18 protein-coding genes, 1 tRNA gene and 3 pseudogenes are annotated in these 22,549 nt (G+C 36.1%); 7 read left to right on the plus strand and 15 right to left on the minus strand.

The genetic code is table 11. The features are described from left to right. Nucleotides 1-84: 84 nt before the first annotated feature. On the minus strand, nucleotides 85-1,257 hold the full coding sequence (locus tag ACTL4S_RS15250) for a site-specific integrase (protein WP_441299624.1): 1,173 nt from the start codon (nucleotides 1,255-1,257) through the stop codon (nucleotides 85-87). Nucleotides 1,258-1,380: 123 nt separating this feature from the next. Between ACTL4S_RS15250 and ACTL4S_RS15255 the strand changes: the two are divergent. Continuing rightward, nucleotides 1,381-2,238: pseudogene (locus tag ACTL4S_RS15255) on the plus strand (hypothetical protein); the annotation flags it as partial. A 112-nt stretch (nucleotides 2,239-2,350) separates the two neighbouring features. Further along, nucleotides 2,351-2,491 (plus strand): annotated as a pseudogene (locus ACTL4S_RS15260) (DNA cytosine methyltransferase); the annotation flags it as partial. Nucleotides 2,492-2,546: 55 nt separating this feature from the next. Here the strand turns inward: ACTL4S_RS15260 and ACTL4S_RS15265 are convergent. Next, on the minus strand, nucleotides 2,547-3,464 hold the full coding sequence (locus ACTL4S_RS15265) for a hypothetical protein (RefSeq protein WP_024160928.1): 918 nt from the start codon (nucleotides 3,462-3,464) through the stop codon (nucleotides 2,547-2,549). Nucleotides 3,465-3,984: 520 nt separating this feature from the next. After that, a complete protein-coding gene (locus ACTL4S_RS15270) occupies nucleotides 3,985-5,355 on the minus strand; it encodes a hypothetical protein (RefSeq protein WP_270429522.1) in 1,371 nt (456 codons plus the stop codon). Nucleotides 5,356-5,514: 159 nt separating this feature from the next. Here ACTL4S_RS15270 and umuD point away from each other — a divergent pair, with 159 nt between their 5' ends. After that, nucleotides 5,515-6,075: a translesion error-prone DNA polymerase V autoproteolytic subunit gene (gene umuD / locus ACTL4S_RS15275; RefSeq protein WP_005006020.1), complete on the plus strand. Its 561-nt coding sequence runs from the start codon at nucleotides 5,515-5,517 to the stop codon at nucleotides 6,073-6,075. Next, nucleotides 6,072-7,361 (plus strand): Y-family DNA polymerase, encoded by a 1,290-nt coding sequence (locus ACTL4S_RS15280; RefSeq protein WP_262735346.1) that lies wholly within the window; start codon nucleotides 6,072-6,074, stop codon nucleotides 7,359-7,361. Before umuD ends, ACTL4S_RS15280 begins: the two co-directional genes overlap by 4 nt. A 28-nt stretch (nucleotides 7,362-7,389) precedes the next feature. Here ACTL4S_RS15280 and ACTL4S_RS15285 read toward each other — a convergent pair. The 8 genes and pseudogenes from ACTL4S_RS15285 to ACTL4S_RS15315 all read right to left on the minus strand — a co-directional run bounded on the left by ACTL4S_RS15285 (nucleotide 7,390) and on the right by ACTL4S_RS15315 (nucleotide 11,036). Next, nucleotides 7,390-7,481: transfer RNA gene (locus ACTL4S_RS15285), tRNA-OTHER, on the minus strand. Nucleotides 7,482-7,516: 35 nt separating this feature from the next. Further along, nucleotides 7,517-7,765: a hypothetical protein gene (locus ACTL4S_RS15290; protein ID WP_005006022.1), complete on the minus strand. Its 249-nt coding sequence runs from the start codon at nucleotides 7,763-7,765 to the stop codon at nucleotides 7,517-7,519. Nucleotides 7,766-7,799: 34 nt separating this feature from the next. Then, nucleotides 7,800-8,261, minus strand: coding sequence for a hypothetical protein (locus tag ACTL4S_RS15295; RefSeq protein ID WP_005006024.1), 462 nt, complete (start codon nucleotides 8,259-8,261; stop codon nucleotides 7,800-7,802). A 22-nt stretch (nucleotides 8,262-8,283) separates the two neighbouring features. After that, nucleotides 8,284-8,511 (minus strand): annotated as a pseudogene (locus tag ACTL4S_RS16455) (DUF8336 domain-containing protein); the annotation flags it as partial. A 10-nt stretch (nucleotides 8,512-8,521) separates the two neighbouring features. After that, complete coding sequence (locus ACTL4S_RS15300) at nucleotides 8,522-8,755, minus strand: hypothetical protein (protein WP_005006026.1); 234 nt, start codon at nucleotides 8,753-8,755, stop codon at nucleotides 8,522-8,524. A gap of 331 nt (nucleotides 8,756-9,086) precedes the next feature. Further along, nucleotides 9,087-9,512 (minus strand): hypothetical protein, encoded by a 426-nt coding sequence (locus ACTL4S_RS15305; RefSeq protein ID WP_005006029.1) that lies wholly within the window; start codon nucleotides 9,510-9,512, stop codon nucleotides 9,087-9,089. Nucleotides 9,513-9,550: 38 nt separating this feature from the next. After that, nucleotides 9,551-9,706 (minus strand): hypothetical protein, encoded by a 156-nt coding sequence (locus ACTL4S_RS15310; protein ID WP_005006030.1) that lies wholly within the window; start codon nucleotides 9,704-9,706, stop codon nucleotides 9,551-9,553. 181 nt (nucleotides 9,707-9,887) lie between these two features. Continuing rightward, nucleotides 9,888-11,036, minus strand: coding sequence for a hypothetical protein (locus tag ACTL4S_RS15315; protein ID WP_005028567.1), 1,149 nt, complete (start codon nucleotides 11,034-11,036; stop codon nucleotides 9,888-9,890). Nucleotides 11,037-11,505: 469 nt separating this feature from the next. Between ACTL4S_RS15315 and ACTL4S_RS15320 the strand changes: the two genes are divergently transcribed. Then, a protein-coding gene (locus tag ACTL4S_RS15320; RefSeq protein ID WP_441299625.1) for an IS5 family transposase occupies nucleotides 11,506-12,269 on the plus strand; the annotation gives its coding sequence in 2 pieces (ribosomal slippage) (nucleotides 11,506-12,118 and nucleotides 12,118-12,269; 765 coding nt in all). A 174-nt stretch (nucleotides 12,270-12,443) separates the two neighbouring features. Here the strand turns inward: ACTL4S_RS15320 and ACTL4S_RS15325 are convergent. The 4 genes from ACTL4S_RS15325 to ACTL4S_RS15340 form a co-directional block, all read right to left on the minus strand. After that, on the minus strand, nucleotides 12,444-14,456 hold the full coding sequence (locus tag ACTL4S_RS15325) for an esterase/lipase family protein (RefSeq protein WP_262735331.1): 2,013 nt from the start codon (nucleotides 14,454-14,456) through the stop codon (nucleotides 12,444-12,446). 159 nt (nucleotides 14,457-14,615) lie between these two features. Beyond that, entirely contained in the window at nucleotides 14,616-16,013 is a 1,398-nt protein-coding gene (gene adeC / locus ACTL4S_RS15330; RefSeq protein WP_068523827.1) for an AdeC/AdeK/OprM family multidrug efflux complex outer membrane factor, read from the minus strand. 79 nt (nucleotides 16,014-16,092) lie between these two features. Then, complete coding sequence (locus tag ACTL4S_RS15335; RefSeq protein ID WP_262735333.1) at nucleotides 16,093-19,203, minus strand: AdeB/AdeJ family multidrug efflux RND transporter permease subunit; 3,111 nt, start codon at nucleotides 19,201-19,203, stop codon at nucleotides 16,093-16,095. After that, a complete protein-coding gene (locus tag ACTL4S_RS15340; protein ID WP_262735332.1) occupies nucleotides 19,203-20,390 on the minus strand; it encodes an efflux RND transporter periplasmic adaptor subunit in 1,188 nt (395 codons plus the stop codon). The genes ACTL4S_RS15335 and ACTL4S_RS15340 overlap by 1 nt, the downstream gene beginning before the upstream one ends. Nucleotides 20,391-20,530: 140 nt before the next feature. Between ACTL4S_RS15340 and adeR the strand changes: the two genes are divergently transcribed. Together adeR and adeS are read left to right on the plus strand one after the other, a co-directional pair. After that, nucleotides 20,531-21,265 (plus strand): efflux system response regulator transcription factor AdeR, encoded by a 735-nt coding sequence (gene adeR / locus ACTL4S_RS15345; RefSeq protein WP_068523821.1) that lies wholly within the window; start codon nucleotides 20,531-20,533, stop codon nucleotides 21,263-21,265. Continuing rightward, nucleotides 21,255-22,325, plus strand: coding sequence for a two-component sensor histidine kinase AdeS (gene adeS / locus ACTL4S_RS15350; protein WP_068523819.1), 1,071 nt, complete (start codon nucleotides 21,255-21,257; stop codon nucleotides 22,323-22,325). The genes adeR and adeS overlap by 11 nt, the downstream gene beginning before the upstream one ends. Nucleotides 22,326-22,549 lie beyond the last annotated feature (224 nt).

Genomic DNA, 22,549 nt, shown 5'->3' on the forward strand with positions numbered 1-22,549 from the left:
TCGGTTATATGCGGGCCAATTGGTTGTGCGGTAGATTTTGTGTGTAGGCTTCTTCATTTGAAAATTATATCGCTGAAAAACCCTTTACAGATAGGTTTGTGCAACAAAGCCCTTCTCAAAAGAAAAGCTTAACATCATATAAGCCCAAGAATGTCTACATACGTGTGGAGTTAGACGTTCTATTGAGTCATAAGCTGAAGTATCAAAACATTCAGGTAGCAACGCTTTTAATGACAAATCTACTTGATCAAATATCTTTTTAACACTGGCATAACTTAAAGCAGAGTAGGGAGGCTTTAAGGAAGTAAATAAGATTTGTGCAGGAATTTCTTTTCGTATTTCATTTATATAAATTTGAAGAATTCTATAGTCTCGCTCCTGTAGTTTAATTACCCGATACGAGTATTCATTCTTGATTCTTGGTTTTTTTGATCGATCATCGAACTCATCATCTGTATTTGTAATAATTAGACTAAAGTTATGATTCTGAATTGATTTTTTAATAGAATTGGTTGTTAGTAGCATAAGCTCACCAATTCTAAGACCATAATTAAGCATGAGATGTATGATCAGAAAGTTTCTGAGTTGTACGTTTTTTGACTTAAATGGGTTTAAGGTATTGTATTTATTAGAATTGCTTGGTGAGATAATTAAATACAATCCTTTAATCATCTCATCATTCATACTTTTGAACGAATAATTGATTTCACTTTTAATTGTTTTATTAGACTTTGAAAAGTTGTTTATAATTTTTTTCTTTATAGTCATATATTTATTTAAGTTTTCTTTAATTTTTTGGATTTCCTTCAGTGAAAGTTGTGGCTGAGATTGGATAGTTAGATATTCATCAATCAAAAAGCTGTAAAACTTTAAGAAAGATCTAAGTCTATGGCCAATTGTAGTGTAGTTAGCATGTTCTGCATTTCTTAATCTTATAAGATTACTTTCAATTTTTTTGTTGTTTTCTAAATAGATAATGAAGTTATCAATTTCACTTTGAATGATTTCAAAGTTGTAGGACGTCGAATAGAAAGACTCACAAAAGGAAGTAGCAAACTTTTCAAACCAAAAATCGTACCAAAATTTTAATGCTATCAAATCAGCATGCTGCGTAGAGACACTTTGAAATCTGAGAAATTTCATGGTGTACAGCATAGGATACAAACATGGACAAGTTGTATCCATATCAAATAACAGAATAATTTGGTTTTCGTTTGAGACTTTCTTTTCTAAATGAATTGGCTTTAGAGCAAACATAATAAAGTTTATGAAGTATTCTTAAGGTCAACATATCATATTATTTAAGTAAAATAGAAATCACTTAAGTTATTGAATAGTAGTGAAGGAATGGAAAATATGAAGTTATTGTTAGGTGTATCGGAGCATCAAGAATACTTAGAAGCAGAAAGATTACGCTTGGAAAAACTAAGAGAATTAGAACTAATTCAGTTAAAGAAACAACAAGAAAAATTAGCTCAGGAAAGAAAAGTTAGAGAACAAGCTGAACGTGAACGTAGGAAAAAATTAGAATCTGACCCTAAATATATAGAGAGGCAAAAAGAAAAAAATCTAATAAAAAAATATGATATTTACTTCTATGATATAGCTGATAAGCATAGAGCGAAGTTAATTAATATATTGAAATTATTAGATAATAATCAGAGATTATCTGAACAAGATGCTATTTGGTTAAATTCGGAAGGACGACAATTTTTTACAGATGAACTTAAGATGAAATTTCATCGTGTAGAAGCTGATTTTTATCTTAATGAATATAAGACAACCAAATTACATTGGCATGCTATTAATGCCTCTAGTCAATTAAGAAAAGCTAAAGCAAGTAAAGAGGCTGAAAAGTTTTTAGAAAATACTGAAATCTCACTAAACAAAAATAAAAAATTATTGTCAGCTTATTTCACTACATTGGGGGGAGTTAAGAGAGATATTAGAAAAGTCGATACAGCAATAGAATGTGGCGTAAAAGCTCATGAAAATAATTCTCAGGACTACAGACCATGTACTTTATTGGGAGCTATATATATGGAAAACCATGAATATACTCTTGGACATGATTGGTATAGCAAAGCACGTGACCGAGGTGCGCCAGAAAAATCTATAAATGCTGATCTCAGAAGTATTCTATTAAAATTAGATAAATCAAAACGCGTTGAAATGATTGCTAATCTATTGAAAAAAGACCCATACCTTTATGGTTGGTTAAAAAGTATGCCTAAGTAACTTCAACCTCATTTTGCAAATAGCCAAATGAACTAATGCTTGCCTAAGTATTCATACAGTATTCGCGTACACGAATTTAGTGGCAAAAAGCCAAAAACTTGGAGTTTATATTATGTTTAATTTATTACCACACGAACTTATTGTTGATAATTTTGCCGGGGGTGGTGGAACATCAACCGGTTTAGAACGTGCATTTGGGAGACCGATTGATATTGCTATTAATCATGATCCTAAAGCTTTTGCATTCTATAAATTATGAGTTAAAAAAAGAGGTCCCTAATGACCTCTTTTTAAGCTAGATAATAAAATTAATAATTACACTTAAACCAATTTGCTTTACTGTCCCAAACCGTTCTACCAGCTTCAAGTGGGATCTGGTTGTACAACACATCACTTCCAGCTGAGATTCCATTTTGGGTATTTAAAAAGCCTTTGATATTGATTTTGATATTTTTCTGATCGTTAGAAAAGCCTTCTACACTTGCGATAACCGTACCATTGGTCTGCTTAAAATTAGGTTGCCCAAATACGTATATACCGGTAAAAGCAGACAATACTGTTTCATTGCAGATAGTTTTACCTATGTCTTTTGTTGTAGGGGCATTTGCAGCTATAAATCTATTTTTTGCATTAATTTGAGCTTGTTCCTGGCGTTGACGCTCATTTTCTTGACGTAATCGCTCATTATATTTTCTCTTGTCTTGTTCAAGTTCTTCTTGTCTATGAACGTTGTAATAATCAATATGACCTTTAAGTGAAGATCGATCAATAACCTTTGTTTTTAGCGAAATGATGTCTAGATTTTTGTTAGTACCACCGTATCGGCTTGATAATGGTTCAATACTTACATACCAGGGTGAACTTACATTACATTCAAAAATACCAATGTGAGGTGCGAGTTCTGACCCGATAGTCTTAGGAGATGGGTTATTACGTTTATCTAAATAGGCATATGAAGAACGTTGAATTTGTCTCAACGATCCATTCTGGCTTTTACATAAATTATTCATGTATGAATGGGGTAAAAGAGCTTCTTTATATCCAGTAAGCATATAGTCTTTACCGGTCCCAGCTTTCCCATTTAGGTTTTTGGAATTAATTATGTTCTCAGGGGTCTGATATTTCAGCATTTGATTTGGCGTAATTTCATCCGGTTGAGGCAGAATGGAACAACCAACAAGAGGTAGAAGAATAGCTGAGCTTAGTACTAACTTAATATTTTTCATGATCTAAAAATTATCCTGATAAAACTGGAGTTCCTAACTATTAAAAGTAGTTAATATTGATGTTTAAACTATAATATTTTACAGTTAATAATTAATAAAACCTATGCTTAAAATGTTCAACCGGGCTGTATGGCACAGCGTTAAAAAAGAAGAATTTGTTTTATAGGGGATTCAATGCGCCCGGAAGATACTAATTCCTGTGTATAACGCCGTTCATACCAGCAGTTTTTCTGTTGATCAATCAGTGGAGATGGATTGTACAATCCTAAGTTGTTTTGGCTTGAAAGATTTTATCTCTAAAGAAGCAATGTACGAATATGTTTGTGAAAATTTGCATTTAGACTTAGACGAAGTAGATGGAACAGAGCCATTAATTATAAAGCAGGGGAATAAGTTTATCCTTGTCTGTGATCGTGGATTCCCATCGGATATTGAAGATCCGAGTATTTATAATTACTTGTCCAATTATATCCAATAGAAATCATTTTCTATAAAACAGAGTGTGTTTCCACACTCTGTTTTATACGGTATTTAGGTCCTTTAAAAGTTCAAAAGCATCCATTTCTTTAACGATGTTCAATAAATATTGCCTGTTGTTTAATAGCAATTCATCAAAGTGACGTATATCAACGATATTACTTAAATTATGTATTTTGAATTGATTTTTTGACATGTAATTAATGCATTCATCTTGATCAAAACATTTTGTTGCTGGAGATCCTGATTCACTTATGAAAATAATGCTGCTGTTCCACATAGATAAATAAAAATATCTGTAAATTTTATCATTTCGCGAAGAGTACCAGTCAGGAAGCATAATTTCACAAGAGTACTTAACATCACCTCCATGAGAATATTGATCCCAAAGTTCAATCATTTCAGAACGTTTTAATTTAGATGTCTCCAGTGCTAAAACTGTGTATTGAGAATCCCTACTTAACCCTAATTTAAAACACATATCTGCGTAATTAATCTGATCGATATCAATTGTGTCTTTGTATCGTTGTTTTTTTAATTGATTCAATAATTCAATCTGATTGCTTGTAAAAATATCCATCCATTGAGTAACTGGCAATGATTTTATTAGGGCCAAAAAAGCTTTTTTATCTTCTCTGGTGCAATCTATGTCTTCTTTCACTTGTCTATTCCGCAAGTATCCATAATTGCCATTTTCTAAATCGGAGCTAACCCAATATGCATCCTGTAAAGTTCTATCGGCTTTACTTTCTAAAGGTGTAATGTCAAATAGTCGGAGATCGTTAGGACAGCACTCTGTAAATGTTGGATGCTTAATAGGTCTGCTGGTATACGCTATTAAAGTTTTACGATGCTTTGATAAGAGAAAAACACTATCTAAATAGTTAGTCATCGTGTTTAGAACGGATAAAGGTAAGGCATATTCTTCATTTTTAGTTTTATATGTATCTAGGACGTCTATCTCAGAGTAACATTCAATATAAGGATAGTGTTGATGCTGACGAAAATTAGCAATAGCTTTTTTATTCTTACTATCAGAAAACTCATATTGAATATTATTCGAGTCTAACCAACTATAAAATGATTGATTAATAATATCCTTCACACGATGATCGATAACCAGGATATCTGGTATTCCAAAAACTAATGGAATATTTGGGCCATTAGTCTTGTAGTAACGGCTCCAAAAAGTCTTCAGGAATTTTGACAGGGAACAACTACTGTCATTTTTTTCATAATATTCCGTGTAATTTAATGGAAAATCATTGACGGAGATGCCAAGTAAACATAATGGCTGCATTGATAGATCAGGATCTATAACTAATGGATCATTAGAACGCATTACGCCGTAGTTAGTCTCTATGAATACCCGTTTGCAAACCTGTACTGTTAAGTAATGAATAATTGGCATCATCTCTGACATATTACGTGTAAATTTTATTATTCATAAGATAGACGATCTTTATTCTAACTCCAAGGATAACCCATTGTGTATTGGTAACTTTTAAGAAATATTTGAACAAACATACAGCTCTCAATACAATGGGTCTCAAATCATAGTAAGGTTTTTTTCATGTCTACTTGCAGTTCAACGTCAGGAAAACCTGAAACGAAAGTTATCGCATTTAGCGGTGCAAATAAAAAGATAAGCGATATTCTTGACCTCGAGCACGTCAGATCTAACTCGCTTTTACAAATTCCTATTGCAGCTGAATTATTATCAGCTGGATTTCCTTCACCAGCACAAGATTTTATTGAAAAGTCGGTCGATCTCAACGAAATGCTGATCACCAATGAGTACTCTACGTTTATTGGTAAAGTAGGCTCTCGTTCCATGCTAAATGCTGGTATAGATATTAACGATAAGCTCATAATCGATAGAAGCTTCAATGCCAAGCATCTAGATATTATTGTTGCTCAGCTAGAAACAGACTTTACCGTTAAGCGGTTGATGATCACCAAGCAAATGTCAGCTGGTGAAATTAATGAAATTTTTGGTCCAGATGCAAAATCTATCCCTCCAGTTTGGCTTAAAGCAGAAAACCAAGAGCACTCACATATTTTTCTAAAACCTGAACAGGAATTGATTGTGTGGGGCGTAGTGACTTACATCATTAAAGACGCACGAAAATGACAAACCGGGTATTTATTCATGTTGATATAAATTCGGCATATTGTTCGATGGAAGCATTTTGGAACCCTAAGTTAAAGGGTAAACCATGCGTTGTCTTAAGCTCTAATGACGGAACAATCATCGCGAGAAGCGCTGAAGCTAAACTCTTAAAAATCCCGATGGGTGCGCCACTCTTTAAGGTCCAAGACATCATCAATAAACATAACGTTCATGTGCTATCGAGCAATTTTGCGCTGTATGGCGAAATGTCACGCCGTTTTCATGGAATATTATCTGGTTTTGTAGATCCAAGCTGTTACAGCATTTACAGCATTGATGAAGGCTTTATAGAATTTACTCAATTTACTAAAAACTTTGATGCTATTGAAATGGCACGGGAGATTCGGCATCAAGTATATAAGCTTATTGGCTTAACAACGTGCGTGGGTGTTGGTAGAACACTGACTGAAAGTAAAATGGCCAACAACCTTGCCAAAAAGAATCCAGAATTAAATGGAATCTGTAATTTAGTGACAATGAGCCTGGTAGATGTCGAAAGCTACTATCAAAGCATGCCAGTTGATGAAATATGGGGTGTAGGGCGAAAGTACGCTAAAAAGCTTAATGACATGGGGATTTTAACTGTGCTGGATCTTGCAACATCCAACCCGAATCGAATGCGTGAACTCTTCAATGTGAATATGCAAAGTACGATTTTAGAATTGCTTGGCCAGTCATGCTTTGAATTTGAAAGTTCACCTAAGGCGAAACAACAGATTGTCTCGAGCAAATCTTTCGGCCAGAAAATTACTGAGCTCTCAATTCTTCAAGAAGCCGTCAGCAAATATACCCATAATGCATTCAATCGGCTTGTTGATGAACACCAGCTTTGCGGATCTCTGATTGTTTTCTTGCAATCCAACCCATTTGACCAGTCAAAACCGTATTACAGCAAGTCGTTAACATACACGTTTACCCAACCTACAAACAATTTGATGCAACTTGTTAAAGCTGCCACATCACTGATTGATAAATTGTACAAAGAGGGGATAGAGTTTAAGAAATGTGGCGTGATGTTGTGTGAATTGATAAAAGAAGAACATCGCACGATCGGCCTACTAACTGACGTAGAGCAGCTTGAAAAAGAGCAAGCGTTAATGACGGCGTTTCAAAGCATTCAAAGTAAGTTTGGCAAGGCTAAAATTGCTGCTGGATCATGTAATCTGAAAAATAGAGATTGGGAACCTAAGTCAGAACGTCAAAGCCGTAACTATTTTAGTGAGGCTGGTATGATTGTCTTCAATTGATTCATTTGAGGGAATTTGTTGGCAATGACGGGGATGGTCAGACTCGAACTGACATTCAAGGAATTAAACCTTTGCTTTAATGAGATTGATTAGATCTCAAAACCAATTGGCTACACCCTCGGAAATATAAGTACTTTTACCTCCAAAATAAGAAATTAAGATTGCTGATAGCTTCTTGGTGATTCAGCTGGTGTACCATCATCATATCGCCAAAATAAGAAGCTTCCACTCCATTCGACATCACCTGAAGCATAGTCACGGATCTTATCGCTCCAGCGGATAGGTTTAATTTCATGGTCTAAGAATTCATCCCACACAATAAACGCCGTGCCATCTTTGTTTGGGATTTGGTCCTCGATGAAGAACCAGGGTGACTTCACATCACCAGAACAGCGTTTTGTCATTTTGTCTCTCTCACACTTTTGAGTAAGCCTCAAATTAATTGAAAAGATCATGAAAACTGTTTTGAACGTCAGACCGTGCGATCGGCGCTGTTTCTTGCTGCACAACTTCATCAATCAAATAAGCAACAGGACTTACAGATTGGCTTTTTGTGAAAGTCGGTGCACCAACTTCAGCGATAAACTTCTCGCTAATCGGTTTTTTTATTTCTAAGCGATACACACGGCGCAGCTTGTTTAAGCAATCAGACATCGATCCATCGCCAATACCGTGACGGGTTTTCTTGTTATCACGAGTCTTAAACGTGAAGTATGGAAAATGTTTGGCCATGACTGCAGTAATGTCTTTACCAACCAGGTAAATGTGGCTGTGTGTTTCGTAGAAGTGGGTAAATGACGCCTCTACGTGATAAGCAGCCAACAAGCTTTTTGCTTGTGGGTCAGTGATAACCGATTTAACTTGGTTAATCATTTTTTTGGCAATTGTTTTGTTATTCATGATGAACACCTTATAAATTTGATTAATTAGATTGAGTTAATGCTAGTTGCGTAAAAATACGTGATAGGCACACTTTACATGTAACAAGGTGCGGTACCGTGTCCACGGTAACATCACCTACTTTCATTTTGAATTCTTTCTTTGCTTCATCTGCAGGGAATAAGCCTCCAGCTGAGCACAAGTACTGGTTTTTCTCACGAACCAATTTAGATCCTGAGTAGTCTTCAGCAAAAACCAAGTGAGTCACTGTATTTGATTTCTCACCATCGCGTTGCTAAAACCTTGGTGGACCATTCCTCCCACAAATTGAACTTTTTAGCTTGTTCAACCATATGGTGCAGATCTGCAGTAGAAATTCTAACTGATGGCATTGAAGGGTTATTTACTGATTCTGGCGCACGAGTTACACGAACAAGTTCTATAACTTCATGAGCTTCAATTGGACCATATTTGCGATCAAGGTTTTTGCTCAATAATTCATTAATAGTAGCCATTTCAACTCCAAGTTTTAAGCGTTGTGCTTCTAATTGTTAATTTTAAGATAGAACCTAAACCAAAAAACTTTTTTGAAATTATTTATTATTGTTTTACTGATCCTTGCTGCGACTTTTAACAGATAGCAGCTAAAAATGGTAATGAGGATGCTATTAAAATGATGGAAGCAATTAAGGAACCATAAAAATAAGCATTGATCCTGGTGCGCCAGATCTAGCGCTGGCCACAACCAAATTTCTAAACCTTTTTTTAATCAACTAAAAAAACATCGAATGCGGTTTTCAACTGCCAAAAAGTGAAGCAATAGACATGCTTCACTAGTTATTGTTATTAAACTTCAGTCAATTCATTAATATCTAGGATATGAACGCCGTTTGATGTCAGTAGCCAACATGGGAGGGTATGTGCTTCAGTGACTTGAAGTATGAGGCTGTTAAGAGTGTCACTAGATTTTTTGCAGTAAAGGCAATCAGGCTCAGGATTGCTACCATCATCATCAATCAATGGCGTGTCAGCAATTAAGCGGTATGAAGCATACTTAATGATGTCAATATCATCGGCATTGATTGGCTCTTTTGAGCTTAGGAGTACTTGCTCTAAGCTGAATGCTTCAGGTTCAATCCATTTAACCTTGCTGGTGTTTTCAATCTGGTAACTTAACTGAGTGCCATCAGCAAAAAACACGACAAATTGACCATCTTCAATGTGCTGTACTTTAAAATTGCATGGAATGGTGAATGTGTTGTAGTAATTCATGGGGTTTCTCCAAGTTGTAGGCGTTGAGCCTAAGTTGATTAATCGTTTAAAACAGATTCGATAAAAGAGAGTATTTCAGCTTTAAGAGATGCTGAAATGGTTGCAGTATTTAACTGGCTTAAATACATATCAGCTTTGTCTTTTATTTCTTTTGACGTTGCGGTTTTACGAATTAAAACTAATGTATTCCACATATTAAAACCTTTAAGGATAGTGATTAAATCTATATTCATTATACAAAGCGCAATAGCTGTTTAATTTTTCTTAAAATTTAAAAATTCAAAACCTTTTTAATCAATTAAAAAACATCGAATGCGCTTTAAAAAATGCCCAAAAGAAAAGGGATAAGGTTTTACGCTTATCCCTGTTTGGGTTTTAGATATGGCAATCAACAATCGTGATTATATAGTCGCTTGGAAAGCTCTTGAGCAAGGCTTGGTTTTTGTTTTCCCAATCTTCTTCCTTGCGAATATCCTGTCCAAACATGCAACACTCTGAACCTGTCCAGTCGCCTATTTCATCACCACTGGTCGCATCTAAGAAACAGTATGTACCGAATGGGTTTGCTGATTTTTTAGCTACGAATTCTTCACGGCTCACCAAAAATTCATCAAAATCATAGCCACTCAAGCCATAAAACTTATCAGTGTCATTGGCTCTAATTGTTTTGATTGAATCTTGGTTATGATAAATGTCACGCTTTTCATTGACTGTTTCGATTGATTCATCAGCCCACAATTCACTTAATGGACGCCAAGTACGTGAAGCATCACCGATACATTTTTCAAAGTAGTCATAAACACGGTTGGCTTCGGTTTTTAAACGGTTGATTTCGGATTCAAAATCAAGCTCACCAATCGGGCAACTATTCACATTACGTCCATCAAGACGCAACAGCATGTTTTTCCAACGTCCTCCGATTTCATACCAATCGTATTTCGGATTCGGGTTGGTGGTGGTGAAGTAATCGACCACTTTGCCATCAGCATCAAGCTCTATCCATTCTGTCCAACTTTCATCAGGTTTTTCACCTGTCAAAACAGTTGGCGTAACTTCTTCGTTATACCAATTAATGAACTGTTGAAGCTCAAACACTTCAGTACATGGCACATCTTTTTGATGCCATTGAATGAACATGCCTAAATCACGAATGCGACTTGAGTACGTACCATCATCGTTTTTGACCTGTACCACTGATAAATGCTCACCGCCGTTCGGGAAGTCAGCAAAAATATCACCTTTGTTGTTTTTGATGGCATCAAGCTCTAAGTCTGTTGCATCACGCACGAAACGAGGGTCGTCAAGAAACGCATAGCGTTCTTCACCATCATCTAAGATAGGCTTTGAGTTTTTCATCAAAGTGATTTCTGTCGATTCGTATTGGTCTTTAATTTCGTCCAATGATGATTCTGAAATGCAATATTTGTTTTTAATGCCTGAGCATTCAAATTCGTAAAATGGTTCTAGGGCATCTACAACATCACCATCAGGGGTGGTAACTACTGCAACTGTGAAATGTGACATTTTAAAATCTCCAAGTTTTGAGCCGTGTGCTCTACATCTGAGATTCCATAATAGCTATTAAGTGGCGTTTATAACTTTTTCTTAAAATATAAATGAAGCTGAATATAACAACGGTAGTGATTCAGCAATGAAAATATTTTAATCAATTAAAATCACCGTATACGTTGAATAAAAGTAATATCAATTATTTCTATTTAATGAAATAAAATAAGGCTCACATATTAAAATAACCTGATTACATAGATCTATATCAAAAAAAGCAATTTAGTTCATTAAGCTGATAACTTAAAGTCATAAGGAATCCTATATTTAGGGTTTATAATTTATATGTTAAAGAAAATAAATAAAAGATGGCAATAATTAATAGTTGCCATCTTTTTGAGTTCTAGTTAGGGCCTGTTGACATTTTCTGTTCAAAAAAATAGCGAGAAAGTAAAATTTAATCGCCAAACCAAATTTACTTCTCGCTATGCCTCGTACAATGCTGAATGATCAACACTGGTCTAAGTTACTTTCTATTTTCCGAAATTTTGATATCTATTTCAAATCTAATTTGAGAAATTTTGTCGAAGCAATACTTTATAGAATAAGAACAGGCTGCCCATGGCGTGATTTGCCTAAAGAATTTGGTTCGTATAACTCAATCTTTAAAAAATATAATCGTTGGTGTAAAAATGATAAGTTAATGAAAATATTTAAATTAATTTCTTCAAATGCTGATATGGAATGGGTTTTTATTGATGCTAGTCATGTTCGGGCACACCAACATTCTGCTGGAATAAAAGATCAGGATATTTCTAAAAGCATTGGTGGAAATAGTTCTAAAATACACTTAGCTGTTGATGCGGATGGCAATCCAATCGAAATTATTATCTCCGATGGAACGATACATGATGTCAAGATTGCTCCCAAAATGATTGAAAAACTTGATTTGAGTGAAACGGAAGTATGTTGTGCAGACAAAGGATATGACTCTGAATCATTAAGAGAACAAATATCTGTGAAAAAAACTAAAGCGAATATTCCAAGAAAATCAAATACTCAGTCAAATAATGATCATATGGATTGGTATTTATATAAATCAGACACTTAGTTGAGAATGCATTTTGTAGGTTAAAGCAGTTCAGAGGAATAGCAACACGATATGATAAGCTAAAGTGTAGCTATGAGGGGGCAGTTGCATTAGCTTGTATATTTATTTGGCTACCTTTATCGGGTAAATTCTATACTTGAAATGTCAACAGACCCTAGGCATTTAACGCTGGCACTGTGCTTTTAAGCTTTTTAAACGCCAGCTTATACCTTGATGCTAGATAGGCGCGAGTGATCGTAGATTAAAATAACAGGCTAGGATGATAACACTTTAGCCTGTTCAGGGTATATTTCATATTTGGAAACTTATTAGTTTCAGTTTTTCGGTTTATATAAGCCATGATCAACTAAATGCTGACGTAAGAGATGACGAAGCTCTAAAACGGTTTCAGGCTCTTCCTGAATAGAATGACCGCCTCTAAATATTTTTTCTGAAATAGCTCCTTCTAAGTGGGCGCTTGTATAGGGAACAACACCATCGGTAATCACACTGGGATCATCACTCTTTGTGATATTGCCTATAATAGAATGAAAAGCTAAGCCTTCTTTAAGAGGTATATTTGTAGTAAGTTGCATAAACTCTGATTTGGTACTGAGGTCGCTTGGACCATTTTGAAGAGTATTATCATTAAGAATTTTAACGAAATCTCTAAGGTTAGTATCATCACTATTTAATGTATCTGTTAATGTTGTTAAGAATTTAGAAGGTAAACGAATAATCTTGCGAGCAGTTAATGTGAACCAACGATCTGCGTACCTTGTTCCATGATGTGGAGTAGCAAGAAAAATAACACGGTCAAAGTTTGGAATTGGAGTCATTTTTAACCGTTCGCCAACTGCGGGATGTTCTTTCATCCGAGCAAGTTCGTGACTATTCATCATTGGTAATGCCTCTTGTGAAATATCAGCATTACTCATTAAAAGACGACTGATGATTCCTCCCATGCTATGACCAATAAGTACAGCATTTTTTGCGGCTGAATCTTGAGGATTAAGGGTGGCAAAGGTTTGTTTTAATAATGCATACACTTGAAAACGACTTTCTAAGATTGGCATATTCGTTGAATAAAATACTTGCCAAACTTGATAATTTTCACGAAGAGTTGTGTCTCCTATTATGTCATTTGTAAGGGTAATCCATGCTTGTGGGCTACTAGCAAGGCCATGTATTAATACAATGACTTTTTTGTTTGGATTGTAAGGTTCAAGCATATATAGTTGGGGCATGGTCACTTTTTGTTTATAATCAATAAGAGAAAGATAAGCGGTTAGGCTTAAATTATTTTCAGATAACCATAAACCATATGGAGCTGAGAAGTTTGCAGCAAGTGAATAATCCTTTCCCGCAATATTGACTTTTGCTATGTTGTAAGGGTCGTAAATTTTTATTTCAAAATCTGGACTATTTAATACCTCATCCAATGTTTCTATTTTATTTTTTGGTTGGGCAATTAAAGTCGATGATAGATATCTAGCTTTATGAATATTTGGATTAACCCCATTTGGATAATTATATGTTAATGGATCTAAAATATACTTATTTTCAATTTTAGAAGGATCAGTTTTACTGGAAAGTACTGCAACAAAATCAGATCCAAAACCATCACGACGATTAATGGTTCTTAAACCTGAAAAGTTCATATTATAGCTTGATGTGAATTTTTCAAGCTCCATATCTTGTAGTTTTTGATATGATTGAGTATCAATTGAATATGTACTTTTACCTATTTTTATTTTTGGTGGGATAGTATTGGATACGCTTCTTACACTATAAGCGTTAATTAGTTCTGTTAGTGCTTGATTATAAAAATCTCGGATTTGAATTTGACGATTATCAAATATACGATCTTGTGGTTGACGTGATGTTTTAAACAAAAAAGCATAACTATAACGGATACTTTTATCTAATGCATCAAGTTGTTCATCTAAACATTTTAAATGTTTTTGCCCTTCTTCTGTTTTAGCTTTTATAAGTTTATTACTTTCACACTCATAAGACTCTGAAAGAGCAATTGCTTTTGATAGATATAATTCACTAGCAGTAGATAATAATTGTTCATCTTGTAATTGGGGTATCTTTTTTAATGTGTCTATACATTCTTTTGGGGCCTGTATACATGTTTTAACGTCTTTATTCGACATATATATAACATTGAGGCTTGCTTCACTCAATTTATTTTGCGTAAGTATGCTATTACGTTCATTAGCAAGTGTTGTGTGAAGGGTTTGTTGCTTCAGGCTGACAAGTTGGCACCCGCTGAGAGCAGTTATACTGCATAATGTGAATGCTAATAGATATTGGTTCAGAATAAATACTCGTATTTTCATAGATAAACCTCGTAAGCAAGGTGTGGCTAAAAACTCTAAAATTACTTAATTACATATAGGGTCAGAATATTTTGTATTAATTAGTTTTTAGAAACTATTTAAGTCAAGGGCGAATCATGTATTTGATTAGCCCTTAAAATATTTTTGAAAGTGTTTAATTCATTTTTTATTTAATCCACCTCCTAGCGCTTTATATAGTTCAATCTGATTATTCAGTTTAGTTTGCTCAAGGATCAGTAGCCCTTGTTGGGCTGCATAAGCAGAACGTTGTGCATCCAAGACCGTTAAATAGTTATCAATACCGGCTCTAAACCGGGCGCTAGATAGTTTATAAGTCGTATCCGTGGCTGAGACTAAGCGTTGCTGTGCACTTAAACGATCATCAATATGTGCATGGGCTGCAAGCGCATCATTGACTTCACGAAAAGCAGATTGAATGGCTTTCTCATAGTCAGCAAGTGCAATTTTTTGATCTATTTCAGAAATTTGTATATTGGCTTTACGAGTTCCCCAATCAAAAATTGGAACATCAATACTCGGTCCAACCGACCAAGCGAAACCACCTGATTTAAATAAGTCATTTAGTTCAGTCGATGCATAACCAGCAGATCCTGTCAGACTAATCGTGGGGAAGAGCCTTGCTTTGGCTGCACCAATATTCGCGCCAGCAGCACGCAGTTGGTACTCACTAGCTTTTAGGTCTGGACGATGATTAAGTAAATCACTCGGTAAACCTGTTGCAAAAGCCGTCTCAGAGGTGATGTTTTTAATTGCATGATTGGGTAGTAGGTTTTGAGGAATGGATTGTCCCGCCAATAGATTTAACAAATTCTGTGCTTGAGCTGCTTGAGTTTTATAATTCGCAACATCATTGCGTGCTGTTTCAACCGAAATTTGTGCCTGACGGAGGGGGATTTCACTATCAATACCCACATCAAAACGTTTCTTGTTCAGGTTGTAAGAGTCCAGCTGTGCTTTTAATGTTTGTTCAGCAAGGGTTAAATTTGCATTTGCAAAAGCATAATTCAACCATGCTTGTGTAACTTGGCTGACTAAGCTGATTTGTGTCGCATCCTTTGCACTTTGAGTGGCAAAGTAATTATTCAAAGCAGCGTCTTTTAGACTTTGCACACGACCCCAAAAATCTAATTCGTAGGCAGTGACACCTAATCCCACTTGAAAGGTAGAATACGGATTATTGGGGTTTACAGAAGGACTGACCTGTCGTACAGCGCTACCTGATGCACCAATCGTAGGGAGTTGGTCATTTTTAGTGATTTGATATTGTTGCTGTGCACGCTGAATATTCAAAGTCGCTGTACGTAAATCACGGTTGTTATTTAAACTAATTTCAATGACTTGTAGTAACTGTGAGTCTGAAAAGAATTCTTTATAGCCTTGCGCTGCAATTGAGGTTCCATTGGTTGTATTGTCGTAGTTCTGTGGTATATCTGATTTGATTGTGGGTAGAGGAGCTTGCATACTCACACAGGCAGTGAGTGCCATTGAAAGTGTGGAGACCAGTAGTCCTCGATTTAAAGTAGTCGATTTAAACATGGTATTTTCCAAATAATAAAAGTGTTTAGGAATAAATGGCATCGGAGGAAACTTTTATATTTCCTCCGATTAATTCAAATTAGGATGAGGTTTTCTTTTTGGAAGAGAACAGTTTTTCCACAGTGCCTAATACAAAGATGAAGAAGACTGGTACAAAGAAAATCGCCAGAATGGTTGCGGAAATCATGCCACCAAATACACCAGTACCTAAAGCATGTTGAGTTTCAGAACTTGCCCCTGATGCAATGACCAATGGGACTACACCGCAAGTAAAGGCGAGTGATGTCATTAGAATTGGGCGTAATCGAAGTTTTGATGCTTGAACAGTTGCTTCAATTAAGCTCATGCCTTCTTCTCGTAGCATTTTTGCAAACTCAACAATCAGGATGGCATTTTTGGCTGATAAACCAATAATCGTAATCAGACCAATTTTAAAGAACACGTCATTCATCATGCCTCGCGACATAATGGCAACCACTGCACCAAAAATACCCAGTGGTACGACTAACATGACCGACAAAGGAATAGCCCAGCTTTCATACAGCGCAGCGAGTACAAGAAAAATGACCAACATCGATAAAGCCAGTAAAAATGCGATTTGTGATTCAGACTGCTTTTCTTGCAGGGAAATTCCTGTCCATTCATAGCCAATACCTTTAGGTAGCTTGGCAACCAATTGTTCCATTTCACGCATTGCATCACCTGATGAAGTTCCAATATTGGGAATACCTGCAATGCTTAATGAAGGTCGACCGTTATAACGGTTATATTGTTGAGGTGCTTTACTCCATTGAGGACTAACCACTTCAGACAAAGAAACCAATTGCCCACTTGCACCTGCCACTTTTAAATTCAAAATATCTTCAAGTTGCATTCGTGATTTAGCATCGACTTGAACAATGACTTGTTGCATACGACCCTGATTTGGAAAGTCATTGATATACATTGAACCCATAGAAGTTGAGATGATATCTGAGACATCAGCAAAATTAACACCGAGAGTATTTAATTTTTCCCGATCGATTTTTAAGCTAACGCTATTACCCTCTGGTAAACCTTCAGCCCACACCATATAGAATTTCTCATTCTTAGCGGCCATTTCAAGGAGTTGCTCTTTGGCCTTGATGAGTGCTGGCATACCTAAATTGGCTTTGTCTTGTAAACGTAAACTAAAACCAGAATATGTACCTAATTCATCAATTGGCGGTGGAAGGATCGACATCACACTGCCTTCACCGCTTTTTGCCATTACGGTATTTAATGAGTTGGCATATTCAGATGAAGGCGTTGTTCTCTCATCAAAATCTTTGAGTGTCGTGAATGACACGCCTACGTTTTGCCCAGCACCACCAAACCCCCATCCAAGAATTGAAATATTATTCTTAATATCTGATTTTCCGGATAAATTACCTTCAAAATCTTGAACAATGTTTTGCGTTCTTTCACGTGTTGCATCGGATGGTAATTGGAATGTGGTTAAGAACCAGCCTTGGTCTTCCTCTGGCATAAATGCCGTTGGCCAATATTTCATGCCTGCAAAAGTGAGACCTGTGATGACCACAAAAGCAATCATCATTGGAATGCTATGTTTAATGACTTTGACCAAAATCATTTCATATTTGGTCGTCACTTTGTCAAAAGTGCGGTCGAACCAAGCAAAGAAGCCTTTTTTCTGATGATGACCATCGATTGGTTTTAAAATGGTAGCGCACAGCGCTGGCGTTAGAATCAGTGCTAAAAGTGCTGAGAATAGAATCGACACGGACATCGTCACTGTAAATTGACGATAGATAATTCCGACTGAACCACTGGCAAAAGCCATCGGTAAAAATACCGCGGCAAGAACCAGCGTAATCCCAATAATTGGACTGGTAATTTCTTTCATGGCTTTAGAGGTTGCCTCTTTCGGAGACAAACCTTCGGTCGCCATAATCCGCTCGACGTTTTCAACCACCACAATCGCATCATCGACGATAATCCCGATTGCGAGCACCATACCAAACATGGTGAGTACGTTAATCGAGTAACCCGCAATCAGCATGACAGCAAAAGTACCCAACAGGGCAATCGGCGCGACAATGGCTGGAATAAGTGTATAGCGAACATTGTGTAAGAATAAATACATCACAATGAAAACCAAAACCATGGCTTCAAGTAAAGTATAAATTACTTTTTCAATCGAGATTTTAACAAAAGGCGCCGTGTTATAAGGAATATCGACTTGCATCCCTTCTGGTAAATTTGCTCTTAATTCTTCGATTTTGGCTTGCACACCATCTGCTGTTTTGACCGCATTCGCCCCAGGACTTAACTGGATGGCAGCAGCAGTGGCTGGTTTACCATTTTGTAAAATAGCAAAATTGTAAGCTTGAGAACCCATTTCAACATGAGCAACATCTGATAATTTAATCGAACTACCACTCAGCTTGCCTTTTAAACTAATATTATTGAACTCTTCAACACTATTTAATTGCCCTTGAGCAGAGAGTGGAATCGTAATCAATTGTCCTTTTTCTGAAGGCACATCCCCTAAACGACCTGGGGCAATTTCGACATTATTGTAACGAATTGCGTTGTTGACATCGCTAATGGATAAACCATAAGACACCAGTTTATTTGGATCGACCCAAATTCGCATGGCTTTTTCAGCACCGAAAGATTGGACTTTACCAACACCTTCAACACGCTTAAGTTCTTCAACGGCATTACGAACCAAATAGTCACTTAAGTCGATTTCTGAATATTTTCCATTTGGAGAGCTAAGACTGACTAGCATTAAAAAACCAGAGGATGACGCTTCTACTAATAAACCTTGTTGACGAACAACTTGAGGTAATCGGGCTTCAACAGCTTTAATTTTGTTTTGTACATTTACTTGAGCCATATCGGGATCTGTACCAGGCCTAAAGGTCGCAGTAATTTTCGCAATCCCTGAAGTATCTGTAGTGGCACTATAGTAAAGCAGGTCTTTAACACCAGATAATTCACGTTCAATTAGAGTGACGACACTGTCATTAATGGCTTTTGGAGTTGCACCAGGATAAGTCGCTGTGATAACAACTTGAGGTGGTGCAACACTTGGAAAACGTGCAATCGGGAGCTTAGGAATACTGAGTAAACCAAAGAGAATAATAAAAATCGCAATCACCCATGCAAAGATAGGGCGGCGAATGAAGAATTGTGACATCATCATTGAGCTCCTTGTGCATTGGGTTTTTGAGCCTCAGTAGATACAGCTTTATTCGTTGATGTAGGAACTTTCCAAGTCGCCAGTTCTAATTTTTGATTGGGCTGAATACGGTCAATACCTTCGACAACTACTTTGTCTCCAGTTTTCAGACCTTTGCTGGCAATGTAATACTGTTCATATTGTGGGCCAAGCTCAATCGGGCGAATGTCAGCCATGCCTTTGGCGTTAATCACATAGACTTGCGGATCGCCATTAATATTACGTTGAATAGCTTGTGCGGGAATGAGTAATGCTTGAGGTACACTTGCACGATCAATATTGACGCGAACATACATGCCCGGAAGGAGTTTTCGTTCAGCATTATTGACTTCAATGCGAATGGTCACGTTACCTGTTTCAGGATCAACATTGATATCTTCAAATAGCATTTTTGCTACGACATTATAAGGTTGTCCGTGACTATTGGTAATACGAACCGTATTTTCGCTATTTACAACGAGCTCTCCACTTTGTAATGCTGCCTGTAGACGTTCATATTCACTGATCGATTGCTTCACATCGACATAGACTTTATCGATTTGCTGTACCGTTGCCATGGTGTTGGCATCACCTTGGCTAACCAAAGCTCCTTCAGTGACAAAAGATTGTCCAATACGGCCAGAGATAGGGGCCCGAACTGTGGCATATTGCAAGTTCAGGTTTTGTCGTGTAAGCAAAGCTTTCATTTGAGCGACATCAGCTAGGGCTTGATTATATTCAGCCTGAACATTACTAACTTCTTGTTTACTAATGGCGTTACTTGGGAGCAATTGTTGATAACGCTCCAATTGAACTCTTAAACGGGCGGCTTCTGCTTCTGCTTTTTTGAGTGAAGCTTGATTACTATTTACATCGGCTTGGAAAGTTTCTGAGTTAATTTTATATAAGGCTTGTCCTGCTTTAACCTCACTTCCTTGTCTAAATAATACTTTTTCAATAATTCCACCGACTTGTGGGCGAATTTCTGCAACACGGAAAGCATGTACGCGTGCTGGAAGGTTTTCACTGAAGTTTACAGATTGTGGTTGAATGCTGAGCACACTGACTTTACTCGTCGGCGTTTCATTCTGAGCGGCCTCATCTGAACCACAGCCTTGTAGAGCAAGTGCGACAGACAAACATAATGGGAGTAATAAATTTTTTTGCATATTATTCAAACCTTGGAGTTTTGATATTTATATTATTTTTAATAAGTGTGGAAGAAGCGTTGATAAAAGATGGAAAAAGTGTGGAGATTGCAAGAAAAATGACGATATGATAAGTAAAGTATTATTAAGATTTCATCGCTATGTTTGAAAACCCTTACTCTTTAGATGTTCAAGATAGACTTATTCTTGTTGTTGAAGATGAGTATGATATTGGGGATATCATTGAGCATTATTTACAGCGAGAAGGTATGCGAGTTATTCGCGCTATGAATGGAAAACAGGCTATAGAAATTAATGCAACACAATCAATAGATCTCATACTTTTGGACATAAAGTTACCAGAATTAAATGGTTGGGAGGTTTTAAAAAGAATACGTCAGAGCAATCAACGAACACCAGTAATTATGCTAACAGCACTGGATCAGGATGTTGATAAGGTCACTGCATTGAGAATGGGGGCAGATGATTTTGTGATCAAACCTTTTAACCCAAATGAAGTTGTTGCACGGGTTCATGCTGTACTTAGACGGACAAATCAAAGCACTCAGATTCCCAACAAAAATTTAAAGTACAAAAATATTGAAATTGATACTGATGTTCATAGTGTTTATATACATCAACTCAATAAGAAAACTTTACTAAATCTCACATTGACTGAATATAAAATTTTAGTGTTAATGATTGATTATCCTTATAAAGTATTTACGCGTAGTGAGTTAATGAACCATTGTTTACCAGATGGTAATGCTTTAGAACGCACTGTAGATAGTCATGTGAGTAAGTTAAGGAAGAAACTTGAAGAAAAAATGGATTGCCAAATGTTAATCAATATTCGGGGGGTAGGCTACCGCCTAGATCAAATTAATGAAAAATAAATATGGAGTCAGTAAGCAGCTGATTTTTACATTGTGTATTTTTAATTTCAGCATTATTTGTATCGCCTGCATTATAGGCATTGCAATTTATGGAATAGCACTTAAATCAAAATTTGTAACTTTAGAACAATTATATCATAGCTGGCCTTGGTTCCATCTTTTAGACTGGTTATGGATATTATCAGTCTTATTTATAGGCTCTGCTTTATCAATATTTCTAGGTGTGAAGCATGCAAGCCGTTTAATTGTGCCTTTACAATCTTTAGCAATTGCTACAAGAAAAATTAGCCAAGGTGAGTTAGCAACCCGAGTCCCTGAGCCTGTAGACACTTCTAATGAAATTTTAGAATTGATCAATAATTTTAACGATATGGCGCAAAAGTTTGAAGTGTCAAATAATAATGCTCATATTTGGAATGCTGCTATTGCGCATGAGCTGAGGACCCCAATCACTATACTTCAAGGTCGATTGCAAGGAGTGGTTGATGAAGTATTCGAACCGAATCATTCTCTAATGAAAAGCTTACTACATCAAGTTGAAGGATTGTCGTATTTGGTTGAAGATTTGAGAACATTAAGTTTGTTTGAAAATCAACAACTTAAATTAAAAATAGAACCTGTGAACTTTGAGGAATCTGTAAATAAAATAAAAATAATGTTTTCTGAAAAATTATCTAATGCAAGAATTGAAATCTTATCAGAGGTATCAGATGATTTAATTTATTGCGATCAACGTCGTATAGAACAAATACTTATTGCACTCATAGATAATGCTATACGATATGCGAATCCTGGAGTAATTAGGATTAGATCTGTTGTGAAAGAAAATATGTGGATATTGGAAGTTCAAGATGATGGACCAGGTATTCCAGTTCAATATCAAAATGAACTATTCACACCTTTTTTTAGAGTTGAGCAATCTAGGAATAGGGAGTTTGGTGGGACTGGCTTAGGTCTCTCAGTTGTTCATGCTATAGTTTTAGCTCATGCAGGGCAAATTCAATACGAAAATAAGAACCACAATAGTCTGTTTATGATAAGAATAAACATGCAGAAATAAATTTTTTATTATCCAGTAATATAAACTTTAAAGTTAAGCAACTTATTTAAATTATTCATTAGACTTCCTTCATAAATCAAAAAACGTACAATTTATTTGATCTTAAATTAATCGTAAGCGTCCGCTGAACACACCTTATGAATTCATCCTATAAGCCTTAATTTAGTCCCCACTTAAAAACAAGTGGGGACTAAAATTTATGACTACAAATCACCAGACATCCA

This window comes from Acinetobacter lwoffii (genome assembly GCF_052078135.1).
GTDB classification, from domain to species: Bacteria; Pseudomonadota; Gammaproteobacteria; order Pseudomonadales; family Moraxellaceae; genus Acinetobacter; species Acinetobacter lwoffii_Z.